Here is a 1,405-nt window from a genome sequence, read left to right as displayed (position 1 = left end):
TAGTCTTACTGTGTCACAAAATTCATTTGCAGCGAAGCGATACCTGGTAGTATTGAATAATACAGACTTCGGGCGATCGCGATGAGAGAAGATGTCGATGAATTTGACGCGTATCTGGATCATCTGGGACGGGCTTTAGGACACGCCGATCGTCATGCCGGCCTCAAGGGTTACTGCTCGGGTCTGGTGTTGCCCCTGTCGCGCAAGAGCGTCGAGCCGATGGCCGCGCACATTGACCCACTTCACGCGAGTGCGAAGCACCAGTCACTCCACCATTTTGTGGCCAAGGCAGACTGGTCTGACCGTGCGGTTCTGCAGCGGGTACGCGAATGGGTGATGCCGGCGTTAGGTCTACACGCTGCTGAAGAGGCTGGCTATTACTGGATTATTGACGACACGGGCTTCCCGAAGAAAGGCAAGCATTCGGTCGGCGTAGCGCGGCAATACTGTGGGCAACTGGGCAAACAGGATAGCTGCCAGATCGCGGTGAGCCTGTCGATTGCGACACAACGCGGCAGCCTGCCAATTGCCTGGCAGCTGTATGTTCCCAAGGAATGGACTGACGACCGGGAACGAGCCCGTCGCGCGGGCATTCCCGACGATCTCGCCTTCGAGACCAAGCCACAGATTGCGCTGGCCCAACTCCGAGAGGCTGTAGCCTCCGGCATTGCACCGGGCATTGTGCTCGCCGATGCTGGGTACGGCGACGAAACCGCTTTCCGGGAGGGCGTAACTGAACTGGGTTTGTTGTACGCGGTAGGAATCCGACCAGGCACCTCTGTGTGGGCGCCCGGTACGGCACCCCTTCCGCCCAAGCCCTGGAGCGGGCGCGGTCAACCACCGAAATTGTTGCGGCGTGCGCCTGGCCATGAACCCATCGTGGTGAAGGAACTGGCCATGCAATTACCCGTGGACGCCTGGCAGACCGTAACCTGGCGCGAAGGCAGCAACGCAGCACTTTCCTCACGCTTTGCCGCCGTACGGGTTCGTCCCGCACACCGCGACACCTGGCGAAGTACCGTTCGCGACGAAGAATGGCTGCTCATCGAATGGCCTGATGGCGATACGGAGCCGCTCAAATACTTTCTTACTACCGCTCCCGAGGATGCAACACTTGAGCAGCTTGTGTTCGTAACCAAGATGCGCTGGCGCATTGAGCGCGACTATCAGGATCTGAAACAGGAGTTCGGGCTCGGTCATTATGAAGGGAGGGGCTGGCGTGGCTTTCACCATCACGCCACACTGAGTATCGCTGCCTATGGGTTTCTGATGGCTCAGCGACTCAGAATTCAATCAGATGGGCGTGGCAAAAAAAACTTCCTTGAACGCGCGCTGCCTGTCCTTCCCCCGGATTACATCCCCCGGGGCAGTCCAGCGCGCTCAACGCCACGTTCCTGATTCCATT

Annotated in this window: 1 protein-coding gene; it reads left to right on the top strand. The window is 58.6% G+C overall.

Annotation, left to right across the window (positions count from 1 at the left end; translation table 11 throughout):
• The first annotated feature begins 81 nt into the window (after positions 1 to 81).
• Positions 82 to 1,398 (top strand): IS701 family transposase, encoded by a 1,317-nt coding sequence (locus AB4Y42_RS43945; protein WP_368697852.1) that lies wholly within the window; start codon positions 82 to 84, stop codon positions 1,396 to 1,398.
• Positions 1,399 to 1,405 lie beyond the last annotated feature (7 nt).

The sequence above is a fragment of the Paraburkholderia sp. EG286B genome, assembly GCF_040965655.1.
Lineage (GTDB): Bacteria > Pseudomonadota > Gammaproteobacteria > Burkholderiales > Burkholderiaceae > Paraburkholderia.
This window is presented reverse-complemented; position numbering and strand designations above follow the sequence as displayed.